The 6438-nt window shown below is 37.7% G+C and carries 7 protein-coding genes; all 7 read right to left on the reverse strand.

The genetic code is table 11. From position 1 onward, the window contains the following. Positions 1-63: 63 nt before the first annotated feature. Positions 64-528, reverse strand: coding sequence for a DUF420 domain-containing protein (locus V7137_RS22200; RefSeq protein WP_335700087.1), 465 nt, complete (start codon positions 526-528; stop codon positions 64-66). A gap of 118 nt (positions 529-646) precedes the next feature. Next, a complete protein-coding gene (ctaG, locus tag V7137_RS22205; RefSeq protein WP_335700088.1) occupies positions 647-1555 on the reverse strand; it encodes a cytochrome c oxidase assembly factor CtaG in 909 nt (302 codons plus the stop codon). Between the two features lie 143 nt (positions 1556-1698). Beyond that, positions 1699-2034 (reverse strand): cytochrome c oxidase subunit IVB, encoded by a 336-nt coding sequence (gene ctaF / locus V7137_RS22210; protein WP_335700089.1) that lies wholly within the window; start codon positions 2032-2034, stop codon positions 1699-1701. A 4-nt stretch (positions 2035-2038) separates the two neighbouring features. Further along, the gene (locus tag V7137_RS22215) at positions 2039-2665 is read right to left on the reverse strand and encodes a cytochrome (ubi)quinol oxidase subunit III (RefSeq protein ID WP_218345740.1); all 627 of its coding nucleotides are present in this window, start codon (positions 2663-2665) and stop codon (positions 2039-2041) included. Next, positions 2665-4536 (reverse strand): cytochrome c oxidase subunit I, encoded by a 1872-nt coding sequence (gene ctaD, locus V7137_RS22220; protein ID WP_335700090.1) that lies wholly within the window; start codon positions 4534-4536, stop codon positions 2665-2667. Before ctaD ends, V7137_RS22215 begins: the two co-directional genes overlap by 1 nt. A gap of 31 nt (positions 4537-4567) precedes the next feature. Further along, complete coding sequence (gene coxB, locus V7137_RS22225) at positions 4568-5626, reverse strand: cytochrome c oxidase subunit II (protein ID WP_335700091.1); 1059 nt, start codon at positions 5624-5626, stop codon at positions 4568-4570. 112 nt (positions 5627-5738) lie between these two features. Then, the coding region (cyoE, locus tag V7137_RS22230; protein ID WP_335700092.1) for a heme o synthase at positions 5739-6438 on the reverse strand (700 nt) is incomplete at its 5' end.

Below are 6438 nucleotides of genomic sequence, written 5' to 3' on the forward strand. Positions count from 1 at the left end.
TACAAAAAAGACGCATGAATTTCATGCGTCTTTTTTGTATACAGGGCAGCTAAAGACTATATTTTACAGTCCTAGAATTGCTTTGATCATCGAAGTGGTTTCCCCACCATGATAAAATACATATAACAGCAGGTATACGGCAACTCCTGTAATCCCCGTAAAAAACCAAATGAAACTAGTTACCGGACCAAGTTTGCGATGAATAGCAAGCTGATTTTTGTATCCCGTCAGGATGGATGCAATTCCGAAACCAGCTCCCGTTGTTGCAAGGGTGATGTGAAATATTAAAAAAATCGTGTAATATATTTTAATATTATCTGGTCCTCCGAATGAGGTATTACCAATAAAAATTGTTCGTGAAGCATAAATAATAAAGAAGATAACCGCAAAGATTGCTGCCAAAAACATAGTCTTTTTGTGAGCCTCAATCTTTCTCTGCTTTATTTGCCACCATCCAATTGCAACAGTAATAGCACTTAAAACAATAAACGAGGTACTGATCGTTGGCAAAATGGGTAAGGAATTCATTAAACGTCCTCTCTTTTCTTTTATTCTAGAATAATAGTAGTTCAAACAACTTTACTTTTCAACGGGTTTACCCAAAAATCTGGCCTCCTTAAAAAAAATCTCCCTGGAAGATGGGAGATTATTTAATAAGTAATGGATTTAGTGATTGCTGCTTCAATTCCTGTTCGTTATCTGCTTGATCCTTTTTGTACCATTCAAAGAAAACATGCGCAAGGATGACCCCATAAATGATTTCTTGAATAATCTTCATTAACACTCCACCTAACTGCTGATCGTGGATTAATGACATTGAGCTGAAAAGCTGGGGACCACTCAAATTTAAGCTTTCAAAGTTTGCAGTACCGACACATAGTCTCATCACTTCTCCCCAAACATGAGGATCAGAGTAAGTAGAGTACATTGGTGTATCCGCAAAAATGATTAACGCACACGCTGGTGTTAACAGGATTCCATCTGCAAAAATATAACCAACCTTTTTCAGTCCGGTTAATGTCTGATGCTCTGGTAATTGATTAAGCAAAGGCCACCACATGAAAGTTGCAACGAAAAATAAAAGGATGGAGTATCCTGCATGCAACCAAGCATTTTGCATTACATGGTCAAAAATGATTGGAACATGGTAAAAGGAAAATAAACCATTAAAGATAATTAATGCAATTAACGGCTTTGTTAAAACCTTAAACACGGAATTAATAGTTCTGATAGTGAATACTTTTCTCCAAAACCAGTTCGGGATACTTAGGATTAAAATGGGTGGTACTACCAACACCAATGCAGCCATTTGAATCATATGGACCCAAAACATAAGATGCGCTAATAAATCGACTGGAGATCCCTTAATGGCATAAAGAAGAATCATCGATAAAAGAAATAATCCGCCTTGTGTTTTCGTTAACGGCTCACTATCTGGAAACAATCTCCTGTATTTTATAGTTAGGAGAAAATACCCAGTCGTAAGTCCTATTAAAATTAGCAAAAAGTACGGGCTCCAAAGTGCTTTAAAACCAAATATATCTAATGTAAGCACCCAAATCACCTCATTCTGATGTAAAAGAATTGTTAACAATATTATACCCTTGGTCAAAATGATTCGCAAAGAAATGAAATTTTCCATTTTAGTGCTCTTAAAAAAGAAAATCGGCCATTAGCCGATTTTCTTTTTTTGACATATTACCACCAAATGATAGTTGAAAAGGTAAGAATAGTTATGGCACCAACCAACACGCCTGAGTATAAAAAGAGCGATGGAGCTTCATGCCCTTTATGGCTCATATGCATGAAATAATATAGTTGGAAAATAACTTGAACAACAGCTAGAAGGATAATAAATGGTATTGTAAACCAAGAAGTAAACCCTTTAATAGCTACAGCTGCAAAAGCAATTAGAGTTAAGAAGATCATCAAGGCAAAAGATACCAATTGATATCTCATCTCTTCTGCATTTTTCCGGCGGCGATATTCAATGTCAACTCTTGGGTTTCCTGAATTTAATTGTTGATTTGCCATCAGTTTATCCCACCATTCCCATTAAATATACTACTGTAAAGATAAATACCCAAACAACGTCGATAAAATGCCAGTATAAACTAAATACATAGAATTTTGGCGCATTGTATAGGTCCAAGCCACGATTCGCGTTTCGAATCATTAATGTTAAACACCATAGTAAACCAAACGCAACGTGCCCCCCGTGAAAACCTACTAGGGTATAGAATGCAGAACCGAAAGCACTGCTTGTAAATGTATGTCCTTCATGTACATAATGGGTGAATTCATAAACCTCAAGCCCCAAGAACCCTGCACCTAAAAGGGCTGTAAGACCAAGCCAAACCATCATTTTTTTGAAAGCAAAGTTTTTCATATGATACATTGCATAAACACTTGTTAACGAGCTAGTTAAGAGAAGCATCGTAGCAACAAAAGTTAACGGTAATTCAAATAAATCCTTTGCTAAAGGATGACTTGAACTAGGAACTTTATCCTTTAAAGCAAGATATGTGGCAAAGAGGGAGGCAAACAGAACTGTCTCTCCCCCTAGGAAAAACCAAAAACCTAAGAATTTATTTTTGGATTCAAGGGTTGATTTTTCCGGCGCTGCAGGCCATGTTTCATAGGTAAATTTTTCATCAGCGTGCATTATGCCTTAACCCCCTTATCATCATCATCCATTAATTCCTCTTTGTGAATATGGAATCCATGATCGTCTTTTACTGAACGTAAGAACATAGAACCAAAAGTTACTAATAATCCGATGATCATTACCGGTAATGCCCACGCCTTATCATTAACATGATACATGGCACCAAAAGCGGCAATGAATAAGCCTAGCGCCATCATAAACGGTAAGAACGATGAATTTGGCATATGAATATCACCAAGCGGTTCTGCTGGAGTCATTCCTTTTTTACCATCCATTTTTTCTAACCAGTACGCATCTAACCCACGAACAAGTGGAAGCTGCTTAAAGTTATAAAACGGTGGTGGTGAAGGAATGGCCCATTCTAATGTTCTTCCATCGCCCCATGGATCGTTTCCAACTTTAACATTTTTCACAGATGTTATAATGATGTTAAGTAGCATTACAATAACAGCTACTCCCATAAACGCTGCACCTATAGAACTAACCATGTTAGCAGTGTCAAACCCTTGTCCAGGAAGGTAGGTGAAAACGCGTCGCGGCATTCCCCATAAACCTAAGAAATGTTGAATAAAGAATGTTAAATGGAATCCGATAAAGAACAACCAAAAAGTAATTTTACCTAAAACTTCACTCAACATTGTTCCAAACATTTTTGGCCAATATAGATGTGTACCTGCAAAGACTGCAAATACCACACCACCCACAATAACGTAATGGAAGTGAGCAACAACGAAATAAGTATCATGATATTGATAGTCGGCTGCTGCAGAGGCTAGCATTACCCCTGTAACCCCACCAGCAAGAAATGATGGAATAAACGCCATTGCCCAATGCATAGGAGTGGTAAATTTTACACTTCCTCCCCACATTGTTAACAACCAGTTAAATATTTTAATTCCGGTCGGAACACCAATTGCCATTGTAGCAACTGCGAAAATGGCATTAGCTACAGGACCTAAACCTGTTGTAAACATATGGTGAGCCCATACCATGAAGCCTAAGAAACCAATTAATACAGTTGCAAATACCATGGATGAATATCCAAATAAACGCTTTCTGGAGAAAATCGGGAAAATCTCTGAAAAAATCCCGAAAGCTGGAAGTATTAAAATATATACTTCTGGGTGACCGAAGATCCAGAAAAGATGTTCCCAAATAACCGTATTTCCACCCAAAGTGACATCAAAGAAATTCGCTCCAAATAATCGGTCAAACATCATTAGAACTAAACCAACTGTCAATGGAGGAAATGCAAACAAAATAAGTGCTGAAGTAACAAATGTAGTCCAGGTAAACAAAGGCATTCTCATATACGTCATACCAGGAGCACGCATATTAATGATGGTAACAAGGAAGTTAATACCACCAATCAAGGTTCCAATACCAGATATCTGTAAACCTAAGATATAAAAGTCTACACCATGTCCTTTTGAGTGAAGTGCTAATGACGCGTAGGATGTCCACCCTGCATCAGGAGCACCACCTAAGAACCATGATAGGTTTAGGAAAATTCCCCCGAAGAAGAATAACCAAAATCCCAGTGCATTTACAAATGGAAACGCAACGTCGCGTGCCCCAATTTGTAATGGCATTACCGCATTCATAAATGCAAATACAAGTGGCATTGCAGCAAGGAAAATCATCGTTGTTCCGTGCATTGTTATAATTTCATTAAATAATCCGGCACTCACAAAATCATTATTCGGCACTGCAAGTTGGATGCGGATAAAAATTGCCTCTAATCCGCCAACTAAGAAGAAAAATCCACCTGCAATGAGATATAGGATGGCGATTTTTTTATGGTCAACAGTTGTTAAAAAGTCCCATAAAGTTGCCCCAAATCCCTTTTTTTGAGCATAGGTACTCACAATTTTACCTCCCTTTCAACCAATTCCCCTTTTATTGCTGAACCTTTAAGCTCATTAAATATTCAGCTAACGCATTAAGCTGGTCTTCAGACATTTCAGGGTATTTTCCTGTCATCATGTTTCCAGGCTTATATGTTTCCGGGTTACGGATCCAATTTTTCAATTCTTCTTTATTATGATCCAAAACACCAGCAACACGAGAACGTTCACCAAAGTTTGATAAATTTGGTGCCAGACGTGCTGTATCAGGCATTTTGTTTGATGGTGTTACAGCATGACAGCCAATACAGCTTTTATTAAAAATTTCTTGACCTTGAGCAGCAACAGCACTTTGAGCTTTTTGTGGTTCCTTAACATTTTGCATGGAAGCAACCCAAGCATCAAATTTGTCCCTGCTGATTGCTTTTACTTTAAAGTCCATCAAAGCATGAGATGGTCCGCAAAGCTCTGCACATTTTCCATAAAAAAGATTTCCGGCTTCATTTGCACTCTTATTATCAAACTCTAACCAGAACTTGTTAACATTTTCAGGATTGGTATCAAGTTTACCACCAACAGCTGGAATCCAGAATGAATGTTTAACATCGGTTGACTTTAAATTAAAATATACTTTTTCATTCGTTGGAACAACTAAGTCCTGACTTGTCACAATCTTCTGTCCTGGATATTCGAAATCCCACCAGTATAAATGAGAGCGGACGTTAATAATAAGCGCCTTTGTATTTTTCTTATCCATTGGTGATACATCTGCAAGTTTAAAGGTTGCAGCTACAGTCGGAACGGCAAGAATTAATAGTAAAAGAATCGGCACAACAGTCCAAATAATTTCCAATTTGTGACTTCCTTCTACTTGTTTTGGGATTCTGTCATCCTTTCTTTTAAAACGGACCAAGATCAAAACGAAAATGATCGCGACAATAACAATAACCCCAACCATGATTAAAGTACTTAACTTCATTAAATCATATTGCGTTTTCGCAACTTCACCGGCAGGCTTTAACGTGGAAAGGAACGGTTCGCCACATCCGGAGAGTACAAGCGCTAAAATCGAAAATAACGAAAATAAACGCCATTTTGCAAGCCTTTTCATAGCTTATCAAACCCCTCTTTCACTAATAAATTCTTAAAAACATTTGGTGGATCAAAGAAGTATGTAGGATGACTGTCCCTGTAATTCCATCCAGAAACAATCATTTGCAAAACTAAATTAATGTAACGATAACCATTGCCACAAAAATAATAGTTAAATATTGCAAAGAGTAAACAAACATTAGTTTTGCCCACTTTATGTCATCTTTGATTCTATATCCATAAATCCCTAATGCCAACCACCCGATATTTAATAGGATAGCAAGAACTAGAAATGGGATTCCTAACTTGGTAAGAAAAAATGGGATAGGTTGAAGTGCAGCAACCCAGAGAATGATGTGAATTTTTGTAGTTTTAAACCCTTTCACAACAGGCAACATTGGGATTCCCGCTGCTTTATATTCTTTCACTCTTCTCATCGCTAGAGCATAAAAATGCGGTGGCTGCCAAACAAACATTAATACAAACAATGACCACGCCATGATATCTAGATTTGCATCAACTGCTGCCCATCCAATAAGCGGCGGCACGGCGCCTGAAATGCTTCCGATAATAGTATTGGAAACCAATTGCCGCTTTGACCATAGGGTATATAGGAAAACATAGCTAAAAACTCCAAGCAGTCCTATAACTGTTGCAGTCATTGTAGTAAAGAATAAAGACAGTGTTCCCAGTCCTATGAGTAAAATACCTAATGTAAGAACTTTTACTGGCATTACTTTCCCAGTAACGGTTGGTCGTGCTTTCGTTCTTTCCATTAAATGGTCAATGTCACGATCTACATAATTATTAATTGCACATGACCCAGCAATG

Origin of the sequence: Neobacillus drentensis, assembly GCF_036962765.1 — a bacterium.
Classification (GTDB): Bacteria; Bacillota; Bacilli; order Bacillales; family Cytobacillaceae; genus Neobacillus; species Neobacillus drentensis_C.